This is a genomic window from Deltaproteobacteria bacterium (assembly GCA_005879795.1).
Classification (GTDB): Bacteria; Desulfobacterota; Binatia; order DP-6; family DP-6; genus DP-6.
In genome coordinates this window covers 1-23153 of record VBKJ01000198.1, presented here as the reverse complement: position 1 = coordinate 23153, position 23153 = coordinate 1, and the positions used below count along the sequence as shown (strand labels likewise).

Annotated in this window: 27 protein-coding genes and 1 pseudogene; 15 read left to right on the top strand and 13 right to left on the bottom strand. The window is 72.4% G+C overall.

Annotated features, from left to right (window positions below; translation table 11 throughout):
• Positions 1 to 111 precede the first annotated feature (111 nt).
• Positions 112 to 789: a LysM peptidoglycan-binding domain-containing protein gene (locus E6J59_16685; GenBank protein TMB17415.1), complete on the top strand. Its 678-nt coding sequence runs from the start codon at positions 112 to 114 to the stop codon at positions 787 to 789.
• A 109-nt stretch (positions 790 to 898) separates the two neighbouring features.
• Here E6J59_16685 and E6J59_16680 read toward each other — a convergent pair whose 3' ends face one another.
• Positions 899 to 1252, bottom strand: coding sequence for a 4Fe-4S dicluster domain-containing protein (locus E6J59_16680; protein TMB17414.1), 354 nt, complete (start codon positions 1250 to 1252; stop codon positions 899 to 901).
• 173 nt (positions 1253 to 1425) lie between these two features.
• Here E6J59_16680 and E6J59_16675 point away from each other — a divergent pair, with 173 nt between their 5' ends.
• The 8 genes from E6J59_16675 (at position 1426) to E6J59_16640 (ending at position 8619) form a co-directional block, all read left to right on the top strand.
• A complete protein-coding gene (locus E6J59_16675; GenBank protein ID TMB17413.1) occupies positions 1426 to 2097 on the top strand; it encodes an alpha/beta fold hydrolase in 672 nt (223 codons plus the stop codon).
• Positions 2098 to 2163: 66 nt separating this feature from the next.
• Positions 2164 to 2655 (top strand): hypothetical protein, encoded by a 492-nt coding sequence (locus E6J59_16670; protein TMB17412.1) that lies wholly within the window; start codon positions 2164 to 2166, stop codon positions 2653 to 2655.
• Positions 2652 to 3785, top strand: coding sequence for a ferritin-like domain-containing protein (locus E6J59_16665; GenBank protein TMB17411.1), 1134 nt, complete (start codon positions 2652 to 2654; stop codon positions 3783 to 3785). Before E6J59_16670 ends, E6J59_16665 begins: the two co-directional genes overlap by 4 nt.
• Positions 3786 to 3909: 124 nt before the next feature.
• Positions 3910 to 5019, top strand: a complete 1110-nt coding sequence (locus tag E6J59_16660; protein TMB17410.1) for a hypothetical protein — start codon at positions 3910 to 3912, stop codon at positions 5017 to 5019.
• A gap of 17 nt (positions 5020 to 5036) precedes the next feature.
• The gene (locus tag E6J59_16655; protein TMB17409.1) at positions 5037 to 6017 is read left to right on the top strand and encodes a Gfo/Idh/MocA family oxidoreductase; all 981 of its coding nucleotides are present in this window, start codon (positions 5037 to 5039) and stop codon (positions 6015 to 6017) included.
• Positions 6018 to 6111: 94 nt separating this feature from the next.
• Positions 6112 to 6750 (top strand): TetR/AcrR family transcriptional regulator, encoded by a 639-nt coding sequence (locus E6J59_16650; GenBank protein ID TMB17408.1) that lies wholly within the window; start codon positions 6112 to 6114, stop codon positions 6748 to 6750.
• Entirely contained in the window at positions 6743 to 7735 is a 993-nt protein-coding gene (locus E6J59_16645) for a ferritin-like domain-containing protein (protein TMB17407.1), read from the top strand. The genes E6J59_16650 and E6J59_16645 overlap by 8 nt, the downstream gene beginning before the upstream one ends.
• On the top strand, positions 7537 to 8619 hold the full coding sequence (locus tag E6J59_16640) for a hypothetical protein (protein TMB17406.1): 1083 nt from the start codon (positions 7537 to 7539) through the stop codon (positions 8617 to 8619). The genes E6J59_16645 and E6J59_16640 overlap by 199 nt, the downstream gene beginning before the upstream one ends.
• 32 nt (positions 8620 to 8651) lie before the next feature.
• Here the strand turns inward: E6J59_16640 and E6J59_16635 are convergent, their stop codons facing one another.
• The 3 genes from E6J59_16635 to E6J59_16625 form a co-directional block, all read right to left on the bottom strand.
• Complete coding sequence (locus tag E6J59_16635) at positions 8652 to 9182, bottom strand: hypothetical protein (protein TMB17405.1); 531 nt, start codon at positions 9180 to 9182, stop codon at positions 8652 to 8654.
• A gap of 2 nt (positions 9183 to 9184) precedes the next feature.
• Positions 9185 to 9901, bottom strand: a complete 717-nt coding sequence (locus tag E6J59_16630) for a DNA mismatch repair protein MutS (protein ID TMB17404.1) — start codon at positions 9899 to 9901, stop codon at positions 9185 to 9187.
• An 85-nt stretch (positions 9902 to 9986) separates the two neighbouring features.
• Positions 9987 to 10232 (bottom strand): helix-turn-helix transcriptional regulator, encoded by a 246-nt coding sequence (locus E6J59_16625; protein ID TMB17403.1) that lies wholly within the window; start codon positions 10230 to 10232, stop codon positions 9987 to 9989.
• A 159-nt stretch (positions 10233 to 10391) separates the two neighbouring features.
• Between E6J59_16625 and E6J59_16620 the strand changes: the two genes are divergently transcribed.
• Positions 10392 to 11465: an Mrp/NBP35 family ATP-binding protein gene (locus E6J59_16620; protein TMB17402.1), complete on the top strand. Its 1074-nt coding sequence runs from the start codon at positions 10392 to 10394 to the stop codon at positions 11463 to 11465.
• Positions 11466 to 11521: 56 nt separating this feature from the next.
• Here the strand turns inward: E6J59_16620 and lspA are convergent, their stop codons facing one another.
• From lspA to E6J59_16605, 3 genes are read right to left on the bottom strand one after another with little or no spacing between them, the layout of a single operon-like run.
• Positions 11522 to 11965: a signal peptidase II gene (gene lspA / locus E6J59_16615; GenBank protein ID TMB17418.1), complete on the bottom strand. Its 444-nt coding sequence runs from the start codon at positions 11963 to 11965 to the stop codon at positions 11522 to 11524.
• A gap of 35 nt (positions 11966 to 12000) precedes the next feature.
• A complete protein-coding gene (gene ileS, locus E6J59_16610) occupies positions 12001 to 14769 on the bottom strand; it encodes an isoleucine--tRNA ligase (protein TMB17417.1) in 2769 nt (922 codons plus the stop codon).
• A gap of 42 nt (positions 14770 to 14811) precedes the next feature.
• The gene (locus tag E6J59_16605) at positions 14812 to 15768 is read right to left on the bottom strand and encodes an LLM class flavin-dependent oxidoreductase (GenBank protein ID TMB17401.1); all 957 of its coding nucleotides are present in this window, start codon (positions 15766 to 15768) and stop codon (positions 14812 to 14814) included.
• 62 nt (positions 15769 to 15830) lie between these two features.
• Here E6J59_16605 and E6J59_16600 point away from each other — a divergent pair, with 62 nt between their 5' ends.
• A complete protein-coding gene (locus E6J59_16600) occupies positions 15831 to 16037 on the top strand; it encodes a hypothetical protein (GenBank protein ID TMB17400.1) in 207 nt (68 codons plus the stop codon).
• Here the strand turns inward: E6J59_16600 and E6J59_16595 are convergent.
• The 5 genes and pseudogenes from E6J59_16595 to E6J59_16575 all read right to left on the bottom strand — a co-directional run bounded on the left by E6J59_16595 (position 16029) and on the right by E6J59_16575 (position 19583).
• Entirely contained in the window at positions 16029 to 16316 is a 288-nt protein-coding gene (locus tag E6J59_16595) for a DUF3553 domain-containing protein (GenBank protein TMB17399.1), read from the bottom strand. The two genes, E6J59_16600 and E6J59_16595, sit on opposite strands and share 9 nt — an antisense overlap.
• A 1032-nt stretch (positions 16317 to 17348) precedes the next feature.
• Positions 17349 to 17561: pseudogene (locus tag E6J59_16590) on the bottom strand (TPM domain-containing protein).
• A gap of 221 nt (positions 17562 to 17782) precedes the next feature.
• Positions 17783 to 18013: a glutaredoxin family protein gene (locus tag E6J59_16585; GenBank protein TMB17398.1), complete on the bottom strand. Its 231-nt coding sequence runs from the start codon at positions 18011 to 18013 to the stop codon at positions 17783 to 17785.
• Positions 18010 to 19155, bottom strand: coding sequence for a thiolase (locus E6J59_16580; protein ID TMB17397.1), 1146 nt, complete (start codon positions 19153 to 19155; stop codon positions 18010 to 18012). Before E6J59_16580 ends, E6J59_16585 begins: the two co-directional genes overlap by 4 nt.
• A 17-nt stretch (positions 19156 to 19172) precedes the next feature.
• The gene (locus E6J59_16575; GenBank protein TMB17396.1) at positions 19173 to 19583 is read right to left on the bottom strand and encodes a Zn-ribbon domain-containing OB-fold protein; all 411 of its coding nucleotides are present in this window, start codon (positions 19581 to 19583) and stop codon (positions 19173 to 19175) included.
• A gap of 66 nt (positions 19584 to 19649) precedes the next feature.
• Between E6J59_16575 and E6J59_16570 the strand changes: the two genes are divergently transcribed.
• Positions 19650 to 20414, top strand: a complete 765-nt coding sequence (locus E6J59_16570; GenBank protein ID TMB17395.1) for a hypothetical protein — start codon at positions 19650 to 19652, stop codon at positions 20412 to 20414.
• A 9-nt stretch (positions 20415 to 20423) separates the two neighbouring features.
• On the opposite strand, the gene E6J59_16565 is transcribed toward E6J59_16570, so the two are convergent.
• The gene (locus E6J59_16565; protein ID TMB17394.1) at positions 20424 to 21200 is read right to left on the bottom strand and encodes an NAD-dependent deacylase; all 777 of its coding nucleotides are present in this window, start codon (positions 21198 to 21200) and stop codon (positions 20424 to 20426) included.
• Positions 21201 to 21236: 36 nt separating this feature from the next.
• Between E6J59_16565 and E6J59_16560 the strand changes: the two genes are divergently transcribed.
• From E6J59_16560 to E6J59_16550, 3 genes are all read left to right on the top strand, one after another.
• Positions 21237 to 21905 carry a molybdenum cofactor guanylyltransferase gene (locus E6J59_16560; protein TMB17393.1) on the top strand — a complete coding sequence of 223 codons (669 nt, stop codon included), beginning with the start codon at positions 21237 to 21239 and terminating at the stop codon, positions 21903 to 21905.
• Positions 21906 to 21982: 77 nt separating this feature from the next.
• Complete coding sequence (locus E6J59_16555) at positions 21983 to 22417, top strand: NUDIX domain-containing protein (protein ID TMB17416.1); 435 nt, start codon at positions 21983 to 21985, stop codon at positions 22415 to 22417.
• Between the two features lie 98 nt (positions 22418 to 22515).
• Positions 22516 to 23153 (top strand): hypothetical protein (locus E6J59_16550; protein TMB17392.1); only part of this gene is annotated, 638 nt, incomplete at its 3' end.

The following is a 23153-nucleotide window of genomic DNA, read 5'->3' as shown; positions in this document are numbered from 1 at the left end:
GATTTGCCGCGCCATCCGCTCCGGAGTTACACTGCACCCGAGGATGGCCGTGGGGGCGAGGGAAGACACACGAGGTCGCCCATGCTGCAGTCACGCCGAGAGTGCATCAGCTTGCTGGCCGCGATACTCCTTTTCGCCGTCGGGCCCGCCGCCGCAGAACCCCTCTTCACGCTGAGCGAGGACGGGAAGACCTTCCTCTACCGGGCTCGCCCGGGCGATCACCCGGGGGGTGTCGCCGAGATGTTCGGCATCTCCCAGCGTGACGTGCCCGCCTTCCTCGCCGCCAACGGGATCAGCGACGCCACCAGGGTGGGGGCCGGCTTCGTCTACCGCATCCCGAACGCGGCCGCGCGTGCGCTGGGCGACCGGACGGCGACGCTCGAGGCGGAGAACGCGCGGTTGAAGCGCATCGCGGGGGAACAGAGGGTCGAGGCCGAGCGCCTCGGGCGCGCCGCCGAGGAGGCCCGCACCGAGTCGGCGGTCGCCCAGGCGCGGGCGACCCGGCTCGAACGCCTGGGGAGGCTGTGGCCGTGGGCGAACGCGGCCCTCGCCCTCCTCCTCGCCGCCGCAGCAGCCGCCCTCTACACCGCCGTGGCCGCCATGCGCCGCCACACCGAGGCCGAGCGCTACGCCCGCAGCCTGGCAAACGAGCTCGAGGAGAAGCGCAGGGCCAGCCTCAGCGAGCGTCAGCAGAGCGCGCGCCAGATCCTCGACTTGGAGGAACGCGTCCGCACCCTCGAAGCCAAGCTCGGCCCGAGGGCAGTCATGGGCGGCCGGAGCGCGAGCTAACCAGGGCGACGCGCGCCCGGCGCGACCTCTAGAGGCCCAGGCGCGCCCGCGGCTTGCGGGGGGACGCCGCAGGCCAACGCCCGCGCTCCCCGACGCTCGGCTCGGCGCTTCACCCGGCCCAGCCCCACTTCTCCTTGTTGGCCTGGACCTGCTCCGCCGTCGGGTGGTCGATCTTGTTGTGCTGGGCGACCTTGAAGTCGCCCATGTTCTCCATGACCTTGTAATTGAGGGGCGTGTCGTCCTTGAACACCTCGGGCACCGCCACCTCCTCGAAGATCGCGTTCCACGGGCACTCGGGCTCGCACGCGCCGCAGTCGATGCACTCGTCGGGGTGGATGTAGAGCTGGTTCGGCCACTCCTCGCGGTTGGAGCCGGTGTACTCGTAGATGCAGTCGACGGGGCAAACCGCGACGCACCCGGTGTCCAGGCAGTCGCGGCAGAGCCGCGTGATGATGTACGCCATGCCTTCTCCTCACCCGCGCGCGGGCATCGTCTGTTCCTAGCGCCCACCCCCCGCCTTTGCAACAACGCTCGGGGTCGACGTTTTCCTTGACAAGCGCCCCTCTCGTCGGGCACATACGACGCGTCCGGCAACGCTCGAGGGCCCGCGTGAAACTGCGGTCGGGGAGGCGGGGGATGATCAGCTTGCGGATGGTCGGGACCGAGGTTTCGGCGCTGGGAGCCGCGGCGCTGTCGATACCGCTCCGCTTCGTGGTCGAGCGCGATCGCTTCGATCCGGGCTCGCCGTACCCGACGCCGGTCGTGTTGGTGCACGGGCTGTTCGGCGACCCGACGAACTTCCTCCTCCTCCGCCGCTACCTCGCGGGCCACGGTATGCGCAACTTCGCCGCCTTCTCTTATCCGCCGCGCTTCGACTACCAGCGGCTTGCCCCGCGGCTGGGCGACCTGATCGACACGATCTGTCTCGCCACCGGCGCGCCGGAGGTCGACCTGGTCGGCCACAGCCTGGGCGGACTCATCGCCCGCTATCTGGTCGAGATGCCACGCCCGAGTCGCGTGCGTCGCCTGGTGACGCTCGGCGCGCCCTACTTCGCCACCCCGCTACCGCCCGAGGAGCTCGCCATCTTCGCCGCCGGCGACCCCTTCATCCCGCCGCCGCATCCGATCTACGGCCCGCACAGTGCGGCGCGCCAACGCGGCGGGCGAGTCGTGGTCGTGCCCGAGTGCGGGCACTGGGGCCTCCTCATCCACCCCACGGTGCTGCGCGAGGCCGCGACCTTCCTCGCCTTCCCGGGCAGCACGCTCGAGCTCGCCGAAGCGCCCCTGGCGCTCGACGCCGCCTCCTAGCCCGCCACCGCCACCTCCCGTTTGACGCGCCCCGCCCCGCGGGAATATTCCTTTGGTCCAGGGCCGATGCCGATCGACTTCCCGTCGCTCGCGTTCTTCCAGGCGCTGCAGCGCGAGATGCACGCCGAGCGCGAGCGCTTCTCGCGCCTCGGCTTCTTTGACACCACCTTCGGCTTGCGCGTGCTGCCCGCGGGCGGCGGGAGACCCGCCGAGTTCGCACTCGCCTTCGAGGTATTCGACTGCGTGCACGTCGGCGAGGGCCTGGAGGGTGTCGAAACCGACTTCGTGGTCGAGGGCCCCTTCGCCGCCTGGCGCGAGATGCTCGACGCCATCCACGGGCTCGGCGCCGCCGACACCGCACACAGCCTCAACACCCTCACCCACTTCGGCGAGGCGCTCCAGGTCCGGTACGACGACCCCGACGGCCACGACAAGATGTACCGCTTCGCGGAGAGCATCCAGGAATTCCTCGACCTCTCCGCGCGTCTCGACTTCATCTACCCCGACGGTTCCCGCCCGCCCGCGCGCCGCGAGGCCCTCAGGAGGAGTGGCACATGAGCTACCTCAGCACGACCGACTTCACCGAGGACCCGGGCTTCGTCGACCGCTTCCGGCGCACGATGAAGGGCGACCTCGAGCTGTCCTGGATGGACGTGCCGCGCGAGCGGGTGCGCTGCCGGCCGCAGAACGAGCGCCGCGGCCTCACCTTCCGCGACCTGGACGTCGGCTCCTACGGCTTCACCGAGATGCCCGAGCTGATCCGCCAGAACCGAAGCTTCGCACCGCGCGGCGCGGTCCAGCCGCCCGGCCTCCCCGACCTGCAGGCCGAGGTCAACCGCAAGAGCGAGGTGTGGGCCTACAACATCGAGGGCTACTACGAGGAGGCGATGACCCGGCAGTGGAACGCCACTACGGACATCCCGTGGGCGGAACTGCAGGATACCGCGCTGCCGGAGGACATCGGCAAGGCCTACGCCCAGCTGCTCACCTTCCTCACCGAGGTCGAGATGATCGCGACGGACGTCCCCGCCAAGTGGATGGGGCGTCTCAACGCCGACTTCTTCGAGGTGAAAAACTTCATCGCCACGCAGGCGATGGACGAGGCGCGGCACGCCGAGATCTTCCGCAAGCGCGCCCTCTCGACCGGGTGGGGCCTCATGCGCGCGAGCTCGCACAACGAGTTCAATTTGAAGTTCCTCCGCGACGCCGACAGCTTCGCCGAGGCCTCGCTCGCCCTCCACCTCCAGGCCGAGGGCATGGTGCTGACCCTCTTCCGCTTCAGCGAGTACATCTCGCCGACCGAGGGCGACAAGAAGCTCTTCCGCCTGGTCATGCAGGACGAGGCCCGGCACGTCGGCTACGGGATGCAGCATCTCAAGTGGGTGCTCGACCACTTCCCGGAGAAGCGCGAGCTGATCCACCACCACCTCGACGAGGCCGAGAACTTCGTCTTCGGCGCCGGCTACGCGACCGAGGTCCTGGAGCCGTTCATCATTCTCTCGGGCAAGGGGCTCAAGAAGGAGAACGTCGCCGAGGGCGCGCGCATCACGATGGCCTTCCAGGTGAAGCAGACCGAGGAGTACTTCGAGCGGCTCGCCAAGTGCGGCCTCCCGGAGCGGCGCGAGCGCTCCCGCCTGTGGAGGATGTTCGAGCTGCAGAAGCAGCAGATGGGCCTCCCGACACAATGACGTGGAGGCCGACCGCGAGAGCGGTCACGCCGCGCGCGGCGGGAGCCGCGCGGGAGCTGAACTGGGGGCATCGGAAGCGCGGAGAGCGCGAAGCGCCCGAGCACTGGACGGGCCCTCGGAAGTAGTGGCCTACTACGCCGAGAAGGACTTCTTCGAGGACGACGAGCTGATCCAGCTCGTGACCTCCATCCTCGAGGGCAACCTGACCCTCGACTGGTACCGCGTCGAGACCCCGCGCGTCCACGCCCGGCCGGCCGATCCCGGGCGCGGCCTCACCTACGAGGACTGCAACCTGGGACCCTACGGCTACGACGCCATCCCCGAGTTCCTGCGCGACCGTTACAGCATGGCCTCGCGCGGGAGCGCGCTGGTCGCGAAGCTGCCCGACCTGGGCTACACGATCAACCGCCGGAGCGACGTGTGGGCCGACAACGTGGCCGCCCTCTACGAGGAGGCCAAGGCGCGGCGCTGGGCGCCGGCGGTCGACATCCCGTGGGGCGAGCTCGACGTCGCCGCGGACCCGCTCCGCGAGGCGGCGATGGCGCAGGCGTGCACCCTCCTCGAGGAGGTCGCGCTGGTGGCAATGGAGGTGCCGTCGCGCTGGGTGTTCTCGATCAACCAGGAGTTCCTCGAGCTGAAGAGCTTCCTTTGCGCCCAGATGATCGACGAGGCGCGCCACGTGGAGGCGTGCCGGAAGCGGGCGCTGGTGAGCGGCCAGGGCCTCGGGCGCGCCAGCGTGTCGGCGGAGCAGGCGCTCAAGGAGCTGCTCTCCGCGGAGACCTACCCGGAGGCGTCGCTGGCGACGAACCTGCTCCTCGGCAGCTTCGTCCTCGCCATGTACCGCGCGCTCGCGGCGGTCTCCCAGGCGCGCGCCGACCGCCTCCTCGCCACCCTCTCGATGCAGGACGTGGCCCGCTCGGTCGCCTACGGCGTCGCGCACATGCGCTACCACCTCGGGCACCAGCCCGGGAAGGCGGTCGCCCTCGCCGACTACCTCGATCGCAGCGAGCACACCGTGCTCGGCATCGCCGGGACCCCCGAGTTCCTGGAGCCCCTCGTCCTGCTCGCGGCCGGCTCGCGCGCGCCCGCCGCCCTCGCGCGCGGCGCGGCCTTCGCGCGGCGCTGGTTCGCGGGCGCGCTCGGGGAGTACCTCGAGCGCTGTGGCGCCGCCGGGCTCGGCGACCGCCGGGAGCGGAGCCGGCTCCCGCGCATCGCCGCCTCGCTCGCGGGCTGAGCCGCTCCCGCGAGATCATGCGGCGGCTCGCCGTCGGCCTGATCGGTGCCGGCAAGCACGGGCAGCGCTACCTGCATCACATCCGCGCCGACGTGCCGGAGCTCGCTCTCGCCGCGCTCTGCCGGCGGGACGCGGCCAGGGGCCGCGAGCAGGCGCGCGCCCTCGGCTGCCGCTTCCACGACGAGTGGGCGGCGCTCGTCGCCGATCCCGCCGTCGAGGCGGTGATCGCCGTCGTCCCCCCGACGCTCTATCCCGCGGTCGCCGCGGCCGTCGCCGTGGCGCGCAAGCCGCTCCTCATCGAGAAGCCGCTCGCACCGACGGCCACGGCGGCGCGCGAGATCGTGCGTCTCCTCGGCGCCGCGGGCCTGCCCGTCCTGATGGCGCAGACACTGCGCTGGAACGCGGTGGCGCGCGCCATCCGGGACCGCCTGCCCGCCCTCGGCCCGCTGCGCGCCCTCTTCATCAACCAGCGCTTCGAGCCGTCGCAGCTCGGCTGGCTCGACGACCCGAGCGCGGGCGGCGGCGGCATCATCCTGCACACGGGCGTCCACAGCTTCGACCTGGTGCGCTGGCTCACGGGACGGGAGGTGGCCCGCGTCTGGTGCCGGGTGGCACGGGTGGATACCTCCAGGACCGAGGACAACTTCGTGGCCGTGCTCGAGCTCGAGGCGAGCGATGCGCTCGTGGCGGTGAACGGCTCGCGCTCGACCGCGGGGCGGTCGGGCCTGATCGACGCGGCGGCGGCCGACGGCCAGCTGGTGGGCGATCACGCCCTCGGCTTCGCCTACGGCGTCCGTGCCCTCGAGCGCACCCCGATCCCGCTTCCCGAGCCGGTGCCGACCGTGCGCGAGGTGCTGCGGGCCTTCGTGCGGCTCGTCCTCCAAGGTGAGCCAGCGCCGGTCGCCCTCGAGGACGGCGCGCGCGCGGTCGCGATTGCGGAGGCGTGCCTCGAGTCGGCCGCCACAGGCACCGTCGTCTCTCTTGCCCCGGCGCATTAGGGGCGGCGGGATCGGCAGGGCCGCCCACGCGCCACGAGCTCGAGGGCTCTTGACATCCGGGCACGCGTTGGGGTAACTGAATACTTGTTCAGTTATGAAGAGGGCGTCAACCGTGGCGTTCGCCGGCACCAACCGCTTCGAGCGCCGGCGCGAGCGCACGCGCCAGGAGCTGCTCGCGGCCGCCACCCGGGTGCTGGCCGAGAAGGGCCTGCACCAGACCAAGATCACCGACATCGCGGCCGCGGCCGACGTCGGCGTCGGCACCTTCTACCTGCACTTCCCCGACAAGGAGACCCTCTTCGACGCCGTCGTCGAGGAGACCGTGCGCCGGCTCAAGGGGACGGTCGACGCCGCGCGCGAGAAGGCCCGGGAGCCGCTCGGGAAGATCGTGGCCGCCAACCGTGCCTTCTTCCGCTTCGCGCGCGACAACCGCGAGGTGTTCAAGATCGTCTTCGGGCACGCCGCGGCCTACAACGATCTCATCCGCCGCGCCCAGGCCCTCTTCATCGCCGACATCGAGAAGGAGGTCCGCGAAGGGATCGCGAGCGGCGCCTTCGCTCCGCTCCCGCCCGCCCTGGTGGCGCAGGCGGTGGTAGGCATGGCGACCCAGGTGATCTCCTGGTGGACCGAGCACGAGTCCGTCCCGATCGAGACGCTGATCGAAACCACGACCACGCTGGCGCTGCACGGGATCACGCCCGGCGCCGCAGTGAAAGGAACCCGCCATGGCTGAAGCCGCCGTCCGCCCGATGCCGGAGCTCGACGACACCCTCGAGCGCCTGCCGACCAGCTTCGACCTCTGCTACACGTGGAGCTACGAGACCGTCCGCCAGGAGCTCCGCAACCTCTACGAGAAGGCAAAGCGCGACCAGTGGAACGCGACCGACCAGCTCCCCTGGTCGACGAGCGTCGATCCCGAGGCGGAGATCGTCCCCGACTTCCAGATCCCCGTCTACGACACGCACATCTGGGCGAAGCTGACGCCCGCCGAGATCCGCAAGCTCCGGCGCGAGGCGCTCTCCTGGACCCTCTCGCAGTTCATGCACGGCGAGCAGGGAGCGCTGCTCGCCACCGCGCAGATCACGACCGCGACACCGTGGATCGAGTCCAAGTTCTACGCCGCGAGCCAGGTGATGGACGAGGCGCGCCACGTCGAGGTGTACTCGCGCTATCTGCGCGAGAAGCTCTCCGGCGCCTACCCGATCAACCGGCACCTGAAGGCGCTGCTCGACCAGATCCTCACCGACTCGCGCTGGGACATGAAGTACCTCGGCATGCAGATCATGGTCGAGGGGCTCGCCATGGCCGCCTTCGGCTACATGCACAAGCTCTGCCTGGAGCCCCTGCTGACCGAGCTCACGCACTATGTCATGCGGGACGAGTCGCGGCACGTGGCCTTCGGCGTCCTCTCCCTGAACGACCACTTCGGGAGCCTCACGTCGGCCGAGCGGCGCGAGCGCGAGGAGTTCCTCTACGAGGGCTGCCGGCTCATGCGTGACCGGCTGCTCATGGAGGACGTGTGGGAGGTGATGGGCTGGCCGGTGGAGGAGGTACGGGAGATCGTCCTCCACTCGCGGCAGATGCAGGAGTTCCGCAAGATGCTGTTCTCGAAGATCGTGCCCAACGTGAAGCGCTTGGGCCTCCTCTCGCCCTACGTGCGCGAGCGCTTCGCGGAACTCGGCATCCTCCAGTTCGAGAACGAGGAACCGTCGGCCTGAGCGCGCTCCGGCGAGCCGTCCCCTGGGCGGTCACGCTCGCGATCTTCGCGTTCCTCTTCTGGCGCATCCCGGCCGGGAGCGTGGCCGCCACGCTCGCCAGGGCCGCGTGGGGCCGCTACCTCCTCCTCATGGGCCCCTACTGCCTCTTCTACTTCCTCGTCGACAGCTTCGTCGTGCAGCAGGCGGTCTCCTGGTTCAACGTGCACGTCCCCTACCGCGACATCCTGCCCGTGCGCGCCAGCACCTACATCCTCTCGCTGGTGAACACGCAGCTCGGCCAGGGAGGGGTCGCGCTCTACCTGCATCGCCGCCACGGGCTCCCGTTGTGGGAGATCACCGGCACGATCGTCTTCCTATCCTTCGTCGAGATCTACCAGCTCGGGCTCTACTCCTTCGTCGGCGCGGCGGCGGGAGGCGAGCTCGGCGGCGTCGCCCGCCTCCCCGTGTACGCCGCGCTGGCCGGCTACCTGCTCCTCCACCTCTGGTACTTCTCGCGCCCGCGCAGAGGCTGGCTCGGGAGAGCGCCGCTGCTCACCGCCTTCCGGCGGGCCCGCCCCCGGCACTACCTCCAGCTCCTGCTCTACAAGACGCCGAACCTGCTCGCCGCCGTCACGGTGCACTGGCTCGCGCTCCCGCTCTTCGGCATGCACGTGCCCTTCTTGACGCTCCTCACCTTCCTCCCCCTCGTCTTCTTTTTCGCGGCCCTGCCCATCGCCGCCGCGCACCTGGGGCCGAGCCAGTGGGCGTGGCAGTACTTCTTCCGCGGCGCGGCGCCCGAGGCCAGCCTGCTCGGCTACAGCATCGCGGCGCACTTCACGTTCGTCCTGGTGAACGCGCTGATCGGCCTCGTCTTCCTCCGCCGCGCCGCGCGCGAGCTAGCCTGAGGAGACTGCGACGCTCGCCGGCTACGGGACGCTCAGCTCGGAGCGCCCTGCGGCCCGAGCCGCAAGCGCGACAGCACCGCCGCCAGGTTCACGCCGACGACGATCCAGCCGCCGGCGCCGAGAAGCGGCGCCCAGGCCCGGCCCGGTAGGACGGCCGCACCGGCGAGCAGCCCGACGAGCGCATAGTTGAGCACCCCGGCCGCGTGCCCGGGGGCGCTGCGCGCGGCCTGCCGCCCGCGCACCGAGGCCGCGGCGTAGGCAGCGAAGGCGACGGCGATCGCGACCGGCACGGCCCAGGGCACGAGTCCGCGGGTCGCGCCGGCGACCGTGCCCGCCAGCACGAACGCGACGTCCGCGAGGTTGTCCAGCACCGCCCCGTGCCGCGTGGGGCCAGGCCCGCGGCGCGCGAGCACCCCGTCGCAGAAATCGCTCACGGCCGCCACCGCGAACAAGACCGCGGGCATCCACCGCCCCTCGCCGCCGAGGGCACGCGCGAGCGCGCCCGGGAACATGGCCGCCGCGCCGAGACGCACCACTCCGAGCGCGTCGGCCGCGGCCGGCACCTCTAGACCTTCGCTCCCTCGGTCACCCGGATCGGACGGCGCCGGTGATCGCGGCGCAGGAGGACGTAGAGCGCACCCGCACCGCCATCGCACGGGCGGGCGGTCGTGAAGCCGAGCACGATGCGCGCCGCACGCCCCCGGGCGAGCCACGACTTGAGCCGCTCCTTCAGCACCGGCGTCTGGTCCTTCGAGTTGTGGCCGCGGCCGTGCACGATGAGGACGCAGCGCTGCCCCCGCGCGACCGATTCTGCAAGGAACCGCTCCACCGCGAGGCGCGCGGTCTCGGACGTCATGCCGTGCAGGTCGAGGTACTCCTGCCAGGCGAAGTCACCGCGGCGGAGTCGGCGCAGCACGCGCGGGTCGAGCCCCACGATCGCGCCCTCGACGTACTCGCGTGTGTCGGTGATGTCGAAGCGGGTCGCCCCCCGGGTCAGGTCGGAGAGCGCGGCGAGCGCTTCCGCCTCCTCGCTGACCAGCGGGCGCGCCGCCCCGGCCGGCGCCGGACCCTCGACGCGCGCAGCGCGCCCGCGCGGCAGCGGCACCACGCCCTCCATCGCGTGCGCGAAGAGGTCCGGCTCCTCGGCGCGAGGAGCGGGCGGCGGTGCCGGCCGGGGCAGTGCACGGAGCCGCTTCCCCAAGTCCACGAACGGGGCGTTCAGCGCCCTCCGGCCCTGCTCGCGCGCGCGCTCGTCGCCGGCTCCTCGACCGCGCCGCCGCATGCTTCGCCTCTACCACAGGCGGCCGGCCGATCGAACCGGTGCTCAGCGCCGGTAGTGGGTCAGCTTAACCCACTGAGCCACTACCTCAGCGCCCGTCGGTGGGGTCATCCACGAGCGGGCTGCCGCGCTCGCTCGCGAGCTCCTCGAGCGCCTTCCAGGCGAGCTTGCTCGGCTTCACGTGCCCGTTCTCCCACCGGCTCACGGTGGAGAAGGTGACGCTGAGGGCCTGCGCGAGCCCCTCCTGGGTGAGCCCGATGCGCCGGCGCCAGGCGCGGATAATGCGCCCCGCGTCTCGCGGCGGGCTGCTCTTCCGTTCGGGGCTCGCGCTCATGATTCTAAGGACGGAAGCAACCCAGGTGCCACAGCGGTCCGTCGATTCTCTGTGCCGTTCCCGGCCGAACGAGCGTCACCGAAATGCCTGTCCGCCCGCTGTGCGACCAACCCATGACGCCCCCTTGCGGCTGCGGGGGGGCGTTGCTAAGCGCGGCAGGTGCCCACCCCGCAGACAATCCTGGAAGTGCTCAAGCGGGTCCCCTACCCCGGCTTCAGCCGCGACATCGTGTCCTTCGGGATGGTGAAGGACATCGAGGTCTCGTCCGCGGGGGTCACGATCCATCTCGCGCCCACCACCGCGCAGCAGGACGTGCTCGAGCGGATCGCCGCCGCGGTCCGCGCCGCGGTCGAGGCCATGCCGGACGTCACCGGCCGGGTCGAGATCGTGCAGGCGCCACCACCCGCGCCCCCCCGCGCGCGCGGCCCGCAGCCGATCCCGGGCGTGCGGCGGGTCCTCGCCGTGACCAGCGGCAAGGGCGGGGTCGGCAAGTCGACCGTCGCCACCAATCTGGCCCTCGCGCTCGCCACGCTGCGTCCGGCGATCGGCCTCATGGACGCGGACGTGTACGGGCCGAGCGTGCCCCTCATGCTCGGCATCGACGAGAAGGCGCGCACCGGCGAGGACCGGCGGATCATCCCGGTGGAGACACACGGGCTCCGCGTCATCTCGATGGGGATGTTCGTCGGTGAGGCAACTCCGGTCATCTGGCGCGGGCCGATGATCACGAAGCTCATCACCGAGTTCCTGCGCAACGTCGAATGGGGCGAGCTGGACATCCTGGTGCTCGATCTGCCGCCCGGCACCGGCGACGTGCAGCTCACGCTCACGCAGCAGGTCCCCATCACGGGCGGGCTCATCGTGACCACGCCGCAGGACGTGGCGCTCGCCGACGTCCGGCGCGGCATCCAGATGTTCCGCCAGGTGAATGCGCCGGTCCTCGGCCTGATCGAGAACATGAGCTTCCACCTCTGCCCCGGCTGCGGCGAGCGCACCGATCTCTTCGGCCACGGCGGCGGCGCCGCGATGGCGCGCGAGGCAGGCATCCCGCTGCTCGGCGAGGTGCCGCTCGTGCGCGCCATCCGTGAGGCGGGCGACGCGGGGCTGCCGATCGTCGCCGCCGACCCGTCGCACCCGCAGAGCCGGGCGTTCCGCGAGATCGCCGAGCGCGTGCTGGTGCGGCTCGCGGAGGCGGAGCGGGTCTCGGGTGCCCGTTCGCGCGAGACGCAATGACGCCGTGATCGTCGACCAGGGGCGGGCGCGCGCCGGGGCCGGCGCTGGGTGCCGGCTCAGCGCCGGCGCCGGCCGTGCAGCAGCACCACGGCCACTCCGACCGTGATCGCAGAATCCGCGACGTTGAAGGCGGGCCAGTGAAGCGCGCCCCAGTGGAGGTCGAGGAAGTCGATCACCTCGCCGTAGCGCAGCCGGCAGACGAGGTTCCCGAGGGCACCCCCCAGCACGGCGCCGAACGCGGCCACGAGCCCGCGCTGGTCCGCCGGCGTCCGGCGCACGAGCGAGACGAGCGCGCCCACCGCCGCGATCGTCACCACGAAGAAGAGCGGCAGGCGGATCCCGCGTGGCGCCGCCGCGAGCACTCCGAAGGCCGCGCCCGTGTTGCGCACGTAGGTGAGCGCGAGGAAGGGCAGCAGGTCGATCGTCTCGTGCAGCACCATGGCGCGCTCGACGACGAGCTTGCTCGCCTGATCGGCGACCAGCACGGCCGCGGCCGCCAGCGCCGCGAGCCGGAGCCGGAGGTCGGCGAGCGGGCTCACGCGACCACGCCGGCACAGCGCTCGCAGAGGTCGGGATGCCGCGGGTCCTGGCCGAGGGCCCGGATGTTCCAGCAGCGCGGACACTTCTCGCCCGGCGCGCGCTCGACGCCCACGCGCAGCCCGGGCACGAGCGGGCTCTCGGGCGCGCCGTCGGCCCCGCCGAGCGCCACGTCGGCGACCAGGAAGAGCGACGGCAGGTCGGCCGCGCACTCCGCGAGCAGCCGGCCGAGGCCGTCGGCCGACGGCGCGCCCAGCGCCAGGCGCGCCTCGGACGACTGCCGGACGAGCCCCGCCTGACGCGCCTCCTCGATCGCCTTGGTGACCGCGCCGCGCACCGCGAGGAGCTGCTCGAAGCGCGCCGCGACGTCGGGCGCCCGCCACTCGGCCGGCGGCGGCCCGAGCCCGGCGAGAAAGACGCTCTCCGGGCGGCCGGCGCCGGGCATGAAGCGCCACACGTCCTCGGCCGTGAAGGACAGCACGGGCGCCATCAGGCGCACGAGCACGTCGAGGATCGCGTGCAGCACGGTCTGCGTCGCCCGCCGCTCGGGTCCGCCGGCGCGCTCGCAGTAGAGCCGGTCCTTGCGCACGTCGAGGTAGAAGGCGCTCAGGTCGACGCTGCAGAAGTTGTTGAGGGCGTGGAAGACCAGGTGGAACTCGAAGTCCTCGTACCCCGCCAGGCAGCGCGCGGCGAGCGCGTGCGTCTGGTGAAGCGCCCAGCGCTCCAGCTCGGGCAGGCGCTCGACGGCGACGGCGTCGCGTGCCGGGTCGAAGTCGTAGAGGTTCCCCAGGAGGAAGCGCGCCGTATTGCGCACGCGGCGGTAGGCCTCGACGAAGCCCTCCAGTATCTCCTCCGAGATGCGCATCTCCTCGCGGTAGTCGGTGGCCGCGACCCAGAGGCGCAGGAGCTCGGCGCCGTGGCGCTTGAGGATCTCCTCGGGCGCGATCGCGTTACCGAGCGACTTGGACATCTTGCGGCCGCTGCCGTCGACGAAGAAGCCGTGCGTGATGACGATGTCGTAGGGCGCGCGGCGCTCGACCGCGACGCCGGTGAGCAGCGCGCTGTGGAACCAGCCGCGGTGCTGGTCGCTGCCCTCGAGGTAGAGGTCGGCGCGGCCGCCCAGCTCCGGCCGGCGCTCGACCACGGCCTTCCAGCTCACCCCCGAGTCGAACCACACGTCGAGGATGTCGGTCTCGGGACGGAACGCCGCGGCCCCGCACCGGGGGCATCGCATGCCCGGCGGCACCAGCTCCGCGACCGGGCGGCGGAACCAGGCGTCCGCGCCCTCGCGCTCGAAGACCGCCGCCACGTGCGCGCAGAGCGCCTCGCTGGCGATTGCCTCGCCGCACGCCTCGCAGTAGACGGCGACCACCGGCACGCCCCAGTCGCGCTGGCGCGAGATGCACCAGTCGGGCCGGGTGGCGATCATGTTGCCGATCCGCTCGCGCCCCCAGGCGGGGATCCAGCGCACCCGCTCGATCTCGGCGAGGGCTCGCTTGCGGAGATCGGCGCGCTCCATGCCGATGAACCACTGCTCGGTGGCACGGAAGACCACCGGGTTCTTGCAGCGCCAGCAGTGCGGGTAGCTGTGCGCGACGGTCGCGGCGGCCAGCAGGGCGCCCTTCGCGCGCAGGTGCTCGACGATGCGGGGATTCGCCTCCCACACGCTCGTCCCGGCCCACTCCGGGACCTCGGCCGTGAACCGTCCGTGCGCGTCCACCGGTGCCAGCACCTCGAGGCCGTAGCGGAGGCCGGTCTCGTGGTCCTCCTGCCCGTGCCCGGGCGCCGTGTGCACGAGCCCGGTGCCGGTCTCGAGGGTCACGTAGTCGGCGAGCACGATGGGCACGATCCGGTCGATCCATGGGTGCCGGCAACGGCCGCCCTCCAGCTCGGCGCCGCGGAAGCGCCTGAGCACCTTCGCGGCGCCTAGCAGGCGCTCGAGCGCGGGCACGAGCGCGGCGGCCACGACGAGGGTCCGCTCTCCGAACGTCGCCGCCACGTACTCGTGCTCGGGATGTACGGCGACAGCGAGGCTCGCGGGGAGCGTCCACGGCGTCGTCGTCCAGATCGCGGCCGCGGGCGCCGCGACGCCCCGCAACGCCGCAGGGAGGGGCTCGACGAAGGGGTAGGCGACGTGGACCGAGGGCGATTCGTCGTCCCTGTACTCGACCTCGGCCTCGGCGAGCGCGGTGGCGCACGACGGACACCAGAGGACGGGCTTCTTGCCGCGGTAGACGAGCCCCTCCGCGATCGACCGCCCGAGGGCACGGACCTCCTCCGCCGCGTACGACGGGTCCATGGTGAGGTACGGATGCTCCCAGTCGCCGAGCACGCCGAGGCGCCGGAACTCCGCGCGCTGGACGGCGACGAAGCGCTCGGCGTAGGCGCGGCAGCGGGCGCGCACCTCGCTCTTCGGCATCGCCTCCTTCTTGGCGCGCCCGAGCTCCTTCTCGACGTTGAGCTCGATCGGGAGGCCGTGGCAGTCCCAGCCCGGCACGTACGGAGCGAGGCGCCCCGTCATCGCGCGGTGCTTCACGATGATGTCCTTCAGCACCTTGTTGAGCGCCGTGCCGAGGTGGATGTGGCCGTTGGCGTATGGCGGCCCGTCGTGCAGGACGAAGCGCGGCCTGCCGGCGTTCGCCGCCAGGAGACGCTCGTAGACATGCGTCTCCTCCCAGCGCCGCACCGTCTCCGGCTCCCGCTGGGCGAGGTTCGCCTTCATCGGGAAGTCGGTGCGCGGCAGGTTGAGCGTCGCCTTGTAGTCCATCGGAGCGCCGGTCACGCTACCTACCAGCGCGTCTGCGGGCTTTCAAAGGGAACCGCGTGGCGCGAAGGCCGTGAGCGTGCGCTCGACCGCGGCCGCGCGCGACTCGCCGACCGGATTGGGGAACACGATCGCGAGGCTCGCCCCCGCCCTGCGGTAGGCGGCGAGCCGCGCGCGGCAGTGCGCCGGATCACCCGCGAGCGTCACCGCGTCGGCCAGCGCGTCGCTCACCGCCGCCTCGGCGCGCGCCACGTCCCGCGTCCGCCACGCGACGCGCACCGCCTCCACCTCGGCGCGGAAGCCGCTCGCGGCCAGCATGTTGCCGTAGAAGGGCAGGTTCGCGTAGCGTGCGAGCATGCGCTTCGCCTCCCGGAGCGCTGCCGCCCCGTCGTCGGCGAGGTAGCAGGTGGTGAAGTGGCAGACCTGGAGCGCGCCGGGATCGCGCCCGGCGCGCGCCGCGCCGCGGCCGAGCGCGGCCAGCGCACGCGGGTAGCGCGCGAGCGGGAAGAGATTGAAGATCGGCCCGTCGGTCAGCTCGCCCGCGAGCTCGATCATGCGCTCGGCGAGGGCGGCGGCCAGGAGCTTCGGCTGGATCGCCGGCCGCGGCTGGTGCGGTCCGCTGGTCCACGCGCTGCGCAGCGTGCCGATCACCTGGCGCATCTTCCCGAGCGGGTCGCCCATGTCGATGCCGAGCGGCTCGTTGACGGCGCGGTGCCCGACGCCGAGACCCAGCAGGAGACGGCCGCCCGAGAACTCCTGCGCCGCGGCGGCCTGCTCGGCGAGCAGCGTCGGCTGGCGGAGGTAGACGTTGGTGATCGCCGTGCCGACGCGCAGGCGGTCGGTCGCGAGCGCCACCGCCTCGGCGTAGGCGAGCGAGTCGCCGTACGACTCCGAGATGAAGACCGCCTCGAAGCCGAGCGCCTCCGCTCGCTGCGACCACGCGACGACGTCGCGCGGCGAGGCGTCCCGGAGGGGCATCAGGCCGAGCGCAAGGCGGTCCATCACCGAGCCATAGCGCGGCGCGAGCCGTTGCGGCAACGCCGGGCCTCGACTACATGGAGAGCATGGCGCGGCGGATGCTCCTCCACTTCCAGAAGGGCGGCTTTCCCGCCTACGAGGAGGCGGACGAGCAGGGCATGCCGCAGCCGTGCGCGCTCGGCATCCCCTGGGTCAACCCGGACACGCTGCGGACGCTCGCCGGGCTCCGCATCCCGCGGACCGACCCCTGGGGCCGGCCGTTGCCCGAGTCCAACGCCTCCGGCTCACGGTAGCCGGCGCCGCGGCGCGCGGCCGCGCGGTGCCTCCGGCTCGAAGAGGACCCGCGCGGCGCCCCGCCAGTGCTTGCGCAGCCCGAAGAAGTAGCAGCAGAGGTTGCTCTCCAGGTCGTTGTGGAAGGTGCGCTGGCGGCCGTCGGCGAACATGATGCGCACGAGGCAGGTGCCGCCCTCGAGGACCGAGGTCATCTCCTCGACCACGGCACCCTCGCCCCACTCCTCGTGATCGGTATGGAAGACACGGTCGCCGAGACGGAGGTAGAGGCGCGGCGGCATCGACCGAGTGTAGCCGGTCCAGCGCGGCCCCTACCAGCCGGGTCCATGCCCATCGGCCAGCGACTCGACCCCGGGTAGGAGACTCGATCGCCCCCCCTTTTTCTTCGCCGCACTCCCCGATCGAGCCGGTGGAGACGTGATCCCGAAGACGTGATCCCGACGACTCCTCCCGTCTGCTATCCATGCCCTCCATGAAGGCACGCCCGTCGACCCTCGCACTCGCTCTGGGCCTCATGATCGCGACGGCGGCGCGCGGCGCCGGCGGCTTCGGCTCCCCCGTGGTCGTCACCGGCCTCGACACGGGCGAGCCCGGCATCGACGTCGCCCCCGACGGCACCATCTACGTCAACGCGCCCGCCGGGCTGCTCTCGAACCTGCCCGGCTCGCCGAGCTTCGTGTTCCGCTCGGACGACGGGGGCGCGACCTGGACGCTGACCCCGCCCGGAGGCCGCGCCAACCTGCCCGGCGGTGGCGACTCGGACCTCTCCGTCGACCCGGGGACGGGCACGCTGTACATGACCGACCTGTGGCTCGGGAGCGCCACCGTGTCGCGCTCCACCGACGGCGCGAGCTGGCTCGCGAACCCGCTCCAGGGCGTGGTGAGCCAGGACCGCCAGTGGGTGGCGGCGGCCGGCGGGGGGAACGTCTACCACGCGACGCACCAGATCCCGCTCGGGCTCGTGGTCTCCAAGTCGGCGGCACCTGCCGACGGCCTCGTTTTCCCGGTCTCCACCGTCGCGGCCACCCCCGTCGATCAGACCGGCTGCGTCTGCCCGCCGGGGAACCTGCTCGCCGAGCCGGGCCCGGACATCCTCGGCTCGGGCGATCGCGTGGGCCTGATCTACGCGACCTCCAGCGGGGGCATCAAGTTTGCCCGCTCCACCAATGGCGCCCTCACGTTCACGAACGTGGCGATCTCGGCGGCGAGCTCCGCCGATACCACGCTCGCGTTTCCGGTGGTGGCCTCGGCCGGCAACGGCAGCCTGCACGCCGTCTGGCTCGAGGTCTTCGGCACGGCGTCGTCGCGCGTACGTTACGCGCGCTCCGCCGACTGGGGAGCGAGCTGGACCGCGCCGGCGACCCTCGTCTCGGCCGGCACGTCGGTCTACCCGTGGGTCGCGGCCGGGGGCGGCAAGGTCTCGGTGACCCTCTACCACGCCGACGCCGGGGGGACACCGGACACGGTGGCCGAGGGGAGCCAGTGGTTCGAGGCCTACCTCGAGAGCACGGACGGCGGCGCCACCTTCGCGCCGCTCGCCGTCATCGACTCGGTCCCGGTGAAGAGCGGGCCGATCTGCACCCAGGGCGTCGGCTGCAGCGCCGATCGCGAGCTGCTCGACTTCCAGTCCGTCACGCTCGACGGCGCCGGGCGCGCAAACGCGGTCTGGACCCGTTCCATCGACGGGGTGAGCGACACCGAAATCCGCTTCGCGCGGCAGTGACGTTCACAGCCTCAGAGCGGGCCGTCAGAACGAGGACCCGCCCTCCGGCGCGATCTCGATCCGCCCGCCCCCGACCACGACGGGCACGATCCGCCGCCCGCGCGTCACCTTGAGCAGCTCGGCGACCGCCTCGGGGTGCTCCGTGAGGTTGACCTCGCGCACGGCCACGCCGCGCGCCGCGAGCTCGGCGCGCATCGCCGCGCAGTACGGGCAGCCGGTCCTGGTGTAGAGAAGGACGGGCGCCGCATGCATCATGGGACCTCGGTGCCTGCGATCAGCGTCGCCGCGGCGCTGAACATGCCGCCGAGACCGTGGCAGAGGGCGATCCTGGCGCCGGCGACCTGCCGGGGCCCGCACTCGCCGCGCAGCTGCCGCACCGCCTCGACCAGCGTGAACATCCCGTACATGCCGCTGTGCGTGTAGGAGAGGCCGCCGCCGTTGGTGTTCATCGGGAAGTCGCCGCCCGGCGCGGTACGCTGGCCCGCGACGAACGCGCCGCCCTCGCCCTCCCTGCAGAAGCCGAGGGCTTCCAGCGCCATGATCGGCACGATCGTGAACGCGTCGTAGACCTGGGCCACGTCGACGTCGGCGGGCGTGACGCCCGCCATGGCGAAGGCGCGCTCGCCCGCCATGCGCGCCGCCTCCCAACGCGCGAAGTCCGGCATCTGGCTCACCATGACGTGGGTGGACGCCTCGCCCGTGCCGAGCACGTAGACCGGCCGCTGGAGGCAGTCGCGCGCGCGCTCGGCCGAGGTCACCACCACCGCCCCGCCGGCGTCGGTCACGAGGCAGCAGTCGAGGAGATGAAGCGGCCAGGAGATCATGCGCGAGGCGAGCACGTCCTCCACCGTGAGCGGATCGCGCATCAAGGCACGGGGGTTCAGCTGCGCCCACTTGCGGGTCGCGACCGCGACCTCGGCGAGCTGCTCGCTCGTCGTCCCGAACTCGTGCATGTGGCGGGCGGCGGCGAGCGCGTAGCCCGTCGGCGGGCCGGCCAGGCCGAAGGGCTGCTCGAACTGGAGCCGCCACGAGTCGGGACCGAAGCGCGTGCCGGGCATGCCGATGCGCGAGGCGCCGCTCTCGCCGTGCGTGATGAGCGCGACCTCGCACACGCCCGCCGCGATGGCCGCCATCGCGTGCTCGACGTGCGCGATGAAGGAGCAGCCGCCGATCTGCGTGCCGTCGATGTAGCGTGGGCGGATGCCCAGGTACTCGGCGGTCTCCGAGCCCATCCACAGGCCGGCGCTGAAGACGGCGTCGACCGCGTCCTTGCGGAGCCCCGCGTCGGCGAGCGCGTTGCGCGCCGCCTCGGCATGGAGCTGGAAGGCCGACTTGTGCGGCAGCTTCCCGTGCTCGTCCGCCTCGGCCGCGCCCACGATGGCGACTCGGCCCCTCATGCGGCGCGCCTCCGGGCTCATGCGGGCCGGAAGCGCGGCAGCGCGACCTCGGGCGACACGTCCTCGAACACGACCTCGACCGGCATGCCGATCGTGATCTTCGCCGGGTCGGGCGCAATGCCGACCAGGTTGGTCATCATCCGCGGGCCCTCGTCGAGCTCGACGATCGCGATCACGTAGGGCACCGGGAGGGGAAAGTTCCGGGCCCCGCGGTGCACCACCGTGAAGGTGTGCAGCCGGCCGCGCCCGGAGACGCGCCGCCACTCGAGATCGGCGCCGAGGCAGCGCGGGCAGACGGCGCGCGGGTAGAAGACGTGCGCGCCGCACGTGCGGCAGCGCTGCAGCGAGAGCTCGTGCCGCCGCGCCGCCTCCCAGAAGGGACGCGTCTCGGGCGTGGGGAGGGGGAGCGGTCCGCTGTACTCGGGCATGCGCCGTGGGCTGTGGACTCGGCGATCCGGGCGGCTTATAGAGGCTTCACTCCGAAGGGGTCAAGCTTGCGTGCGCTCCCGATCACGCTCCTCGTCGCCCTCCCGGCGCTCGCCGCCGCGGAGGCGACGATCACATGGGAGGAGGCCGACAAGCACGTCGGCGAGCAGGCGACCGTCGAGGGCCGCGTGGTGGACGTGCACTGCTCGCCGATCTCCTGCCTGCTCGCCTTCGAGCCCACGTTCAACCGCTTCACCGCCGTCGTCCAGGCGCGGAGCTTCGACGCGTTGCCGCCCGCCGAGCTCGAGCGCCGCTACAAGGGCCAGCACGTCCTCGTGCACGGCACCATCCGGAAGAACGACGGCAAGCCCGAGATCGAGGTCGCAAGCTCAGAGGCGCTCTCGCTCGCGGGCGCCCGGCGGCGCGAGGAGCGCGGCCCGGAGGGCGCCCCGCGCGCCCAGGCCGAGGCGGCGCAACGGCTGGCCGACGTGCTGACGCGCATCGAGGACCTGACCGAGCGCCTCGCCGGAGTGGAGGAGCGCCTGGACACGCTGCTGGCGCAGATGGAGCAGCGGAACGCGGCGCTCGCCGCCGCCGAGGGGGCCCAGGCGCCCCCACCGCCGCCTGCGAGTGCGGCGCGGCCCGCCTACCAGGCGATTCGCTCCGTCAAGCGCGGCATGTCGCGCGCCGACGTCGAGCGGCTCGCCGGTCCGCCGCAGTACGCGGAGGCGAACTCCGGCGGCTGGACGACGTGGTACTGGGCCGACGGCCGCAGCGTGAGCTTCGACGGGCGCGGGCGGGTGCAGGCGCTGAACGGGTTCGGCACGCCGTAGCGCGGGCCGCTACAGCCGCGCCCGCAGCCGCTCGACCAGCTGCGGCAGGATCTCCCCCGCCGGCCCGCGCAGCGCGTGGCGGCAGAGCGGGGTGATCTCCGAGTCGTAGGGGTTGACTTCCAGCAGGTCACCACCGCGCTGGTGGATGGTGATCGGGAACTGCGCCGCCGGGTAGACGGTCGCCGAGGTACCGGCGACGATCATGCAGTCGGCCCGCTCGGCCTCCTCGAAGCAGCGGTCGAGGACGTCGGGCGGGATCGGCTCGCCGAAGGACACCGTGTCGCTCTTCAATATCCCGCGGCAGCTCGGGCAACGCGGCGGCAGCTCGGCGAAGTCGATCGACTCGCGCGGGTAGCGCGCGATGCACTCGATGCAGCGGATCAAGGTCGCGTTGCCGTGGATCTCGAGCAGGCGCTCGCTGCCCGCGGCGCGGTGCAGGTTGTCCACGTTCTGCGTGATCGTGCATTTGAGGACGCCGAGCTCCTCGAGCTCCGCCAGCGCCGTGTGGCCGGGGTTCGGCCGCGCCGCCGCGAGCGCCTCCCAGAGCTCGCGCATGGGGCCCGCCGGGTTGAGCCGCTCCTCCCAGGCGCGCCGCGGGTCCCGGAGGAAGCGCTGGTAGCCGTCCATGGGCGGCTCGCCATGCTTGGTCCACAGGCCGCCGGGCCCACGGAAGGGTGGGATGCCGCTCTCCACCGACAGGCCAGCCCCGGTGAGCGCGATCAGGTAGCGCGCGCGGGCGAGACACTCGGCCGCGCGTTCGAGGACCTCGAGCTCCCACGCTTCCATCGAGCGGCCTCCGGACTCTCGCGCCCCCCGCCGTCGATGTCAACCCACGCGGGTCGGGCGGTTGACACGGCGGAGCCGGCCGGTACCTTTGCCTGCCGCATGACCGCCTCGGTCGCGGGGGTGATCGTCGCCGGCGGGCGCGCCTCTCGCATGGGCGGGCGCGACAAGGCATTCGCCGCGGTGGGCGGCGAGCCGATCGCGGTGCGGACGATCCGGTTGTTCCACGATCTCTTTCCCCAGGTCCTGGTGGCGACCAACCGCCCCGAGCGCTTCCGCGGCCTCGGCGTCGAGACGGTCGCCGACCGCTTCCCGGGCTGCGGGCCGCTGGCGGGCATCCACGCGGCGCTGCTCGCGGCACGACACCCGTACGCCTTCGTCGCCGCGTGCGACATGCCGGGGCTCGACCCGCACGTCATCCGCTTCCTGCTGGCCCGCATCGGCGGTGCCGATGCCGTCGTGCCGCGCTGGCAGGGCGACGTCGAGCCACTGCACGCCGTGTACGCGGCGCGTTGCCTCCCGGCGACGGAGGCGAGCCTGCGCGCCGGCCGCCCGACGCTCCGCGACTTCCTCGGCACGATCCGCGTCGACTACGTGAGCGAGGCCGAGCTCGGCCGGGTGCGCGGCGCGGCGGCGAGCCTGGTCAACGTGAACACGCCCGAGGAGCTGGCGGCGGTGGGCGGCCGCTTCGAGGAGCCCTGGGGGTGAGCCGCGATCCCGGCGCCGAGCTGGTCGAGGTCCTCGACGACCACGGCCGCCCGGTGGCCACCGTGACGCGGCGCGAGATGCGCGCGCGCCGCCTGCCGCACGGCTCGACCTACGTCCTCGTCTTCAACCGGCGGGGCGAGCTCTTCGTCCACCTGCGCTCTCCCGACAAGGACGTCTACCCGGGGCGCTGGGACGTCGCCGTCGGCGGCGTGCTCGCGGCGGGCGAGTCGTTCGACGAGGGCGCACGCCGCGAGGTGCGCGAGGAGCTCGGCGTCGAGCTCGAGCCCGAGCCGCTCTTCCCGCTTCGCTGGGCGGACGAGCACACCGTGGTGCACGGCATGGTGTACCGCGCGCGGCACGACGGCCCCTTCCGCCTCCAGCCCGAGGAGATCGTGCGCGGCGAGTTCCTCGCCCTGGAGGCGGTCGCGGCGCGCGCCGCGCGCGAGCCGTTCTGCCCCGACGGCCTGGCCGCCCTGGTCGAGTACCGCCGCCGGCCGGGCGGCCGTGAATGAGGCCCGCCGCCTCCCTCCTTGACACCCCGCGAAGCCCCTTCCTATAAGGCCGCCGGCCGCGCGCGCGGCGGCCTCGAGCGCGGCGACACGGAGGCCCCATGACGACGGCCACGAGGCGGCATGCGCGGCGGCTACTCCTCGCCAGCCTGGTCCTCGGCGCGATCGCCCGCCCGGCGCGCGCCCTCACGCTCGACGACCGCGGCGAGATGCGTCTCGGGCTCCGCGCCTACACCGCGGCGCGCATCGGCACCGAGAAGATGGGCGGCAGCGACGACCCGCTCAGCTTTCCGAACTCCGCCGCCGGTCATCTCCGCCAGCACCGATACTTCCTCGAGCTGAAGCTCGATCACGATGTGCGCAGGCTCGCCAAGACGGGCTACGGCCTCGCCCGGCTGTTCGGCTGGATCGACCCGAACACCCTCAAGTACAGCCTCCAGTACCGCGGCGAGGGCGAGGGAATCTACGACTACGGGCCCGACGAGTTCCACCACCAGTTCCGCAAGCTCCAGGCCGTGCGCCTCGATCTCCCCAACATCCCGGGGCTGCTCAGCAACCGCCTCCCCGACGCGTACATCAAGCGCCGCATCGACTTCCTGCGCCGTATCGCGCGCCAACGCCACCGCTTCTTCCTCGGCTACGTCGACTTCGAGAAGGGTCCGCTCTTCCTCCGCGTCGGCCGCCAGATCCTCGCCTGGGGCGAGACCGACGTGTTCCGGCTGCTCGACAACATCAACCC

Bases quoted from the DNA above. Each gene is read 5' to 3' on its own strand.
- E6J59_16670 (TMB17412.1), top strand. From the start codon at position 2,164: ATGCCGATCGACTTCCCGTCGCTCGCGTTCTTCCAGGCGCTGCAGCGC.
- E6J59_16605 (TMB17401.1), bottom strand. From the start codon at position 15,768: ATGGACCGCCTTGCGCTCGGCCTGATGCCCCTCCGGGACGCCTCGCCG.
- E6J59_16630 (TMB17404.1), bottom strand. From the start codon at position 9,901: ATGCGGCGGCGCGGTCGAGGAGCCGGCGACGAGCGCGCGCGCGAGCAG.
- E6J59_16625 (TMB17403.1), bottom strand. From the start codon at position 10,232: ATGAGCGCGAGCCCCGAACGGAAGAGCAGCCCGCCGCGAGACGCGGGG.
- E6J59_16645 (TMB17407.1), top strand. From the start codon at position 6,743: ATGGCTGAAGCCGCCGTCCGCCCGATGCCGGAGCTCGACGACACCCTC.
- E6J59_16665 (TMB17411.1), top strand. From the start codon at position 2,652: ATGAGCTACCTCAGCACGACCGACTTCACCGAGGACCCGGGCTTCGTC.
- E6J59_16555 (TMB17416.1), top strand. From the start codon at position 21,983: ATGCGCGCGCGCCGCCTGCCGCACGGCTCGACCTACGTCCTCGTCTTC.
- E6J59_16655 (TMB17409.1), top strand. From the start codon at position 5,037: ATGCGGCGGCTCGCCGTCGGCCTGATCGGTGCCGGCAAGCACGGGCAG.
- E6J59_16600 (TMB17400.1), top strand. From the start codon at position 15,831: ATGGCGCGGCGGATGCTCCTCCACTTCCAGAAGGGCGGCTTTCCCGCC.
- ileS (TMB17417.1), bottom strand. From the start codon at position 14,769: ATGGACTACAAGGCGACGCTCAACCTGCCGCGCACCGACTTCCCGATG.
- E6J59_16680 (TMB17414.1), bottom strand. From the start codon at position 1,252: ATGGCGTACATCATCACGCGGCTCTGCCGCGACTGCCTGGACACCGGG.
- E6J59_16585 (TMB17398.1), bottom strand. From the start codon at position 18,013: ATGATGCATGCGGCGCCCGTCCTTCTCTACACCAGGACCGGCTGCCCG.
- E6J59_16565 (TMB17394.1), bottom strand. From the start codon at position 21,200: ATGGAAGCGTGGGAGCTCGAGGTCCTCGAACGCGCGGCCGAGTGTCTC.
- E6J59_16575 (TMB17396.1), bottom strand. From the start codon at position 19,583: ATGCCCGAGTACAGCGGACCGCTCCCCCTCCCCACGCCCGAGACGCGT.
- E6J59_16560 (TMB17393.1), top strand. From the start codon at position 21,237: ATGTCAACCCACGCGGGTCGGGCGGTTGACACGGCGGAGCCGGCCGGT.
- E6J59_16595 (TMB17399.1), bottom strand. From the start codon at position 16,316: ATGCCGCCGCGCCTCTACCTCCGTCTCGGCGACCGTGTCTTCCATACC.
- E6J59_16580 (TMB17397.1), bottom strand. From the start codon at position 19,155: ATGAGGGGCCGAGTCGCCATCGTGGGCGCGGCCGAGGCGGACGAGCAC.
- E6J59_16650 (TMB17408.1), top strand. From the start codon at position 6,112: ATGAAGAGGGCGTCAACCGTGGCGTTCGCCGGCACCAACCGCTTCGAG.
- E6J59_16675 (TMB17413.1), top strand. From the start codon at position 1,426: ATGATCAGCTTGCGGATGGTCGGGACCGAGGTTTCGGCGCTGGGAGCC.